Source organism: Psychromonas arctica (assembly GCF_038155225.1).
GTDB classification, from domain to species: Bacteria; Pseudomonadota; Gammaproteobacteria; order Enterobacterales; family Psychromonadaceae; genus Psychromonas; species Psychromonas arctica_B.
Genome location: NZ_JBAKBA010000330.1, coordinates 1 through 217 on the forward strand (window position 1 = coordinate 1; position 217 = coordinate 217).

Below are 217 nucleotides of genomic sequence, written 5' to 3' on the forward strand. Positions count from 1 at the left end.
GTTGAAGCTTTGCTTACGGTTATCGGTCAGTTACAACAACGTGAGATCACTTAATATAAATTAGTCGTCGATGAGTTTGCTTTAGACTTAAATACCGAAGAAGCTATTATTAGTATCCATAGCTTGGATCAATCTGAATCTGATTTAGAAGATGCTTACGATTTAAGTTTTTATGATCAAGAGATTCTATCTGAGTGTGGTTTAGAGGACTTCTTGT

Annotated in this window: 1 pseudogene; it reads left to right on the forward strand. The window is 34.6% G+C overall.

The annotated features are described in order from the left end of the window. Nucleotides 1-69: 69 nt before the first annotated feature. Nucleotides 70-217, forward strand: a pseudogene (locus V6255_RS19430) (YacL family protein); the annotation flags it as partial.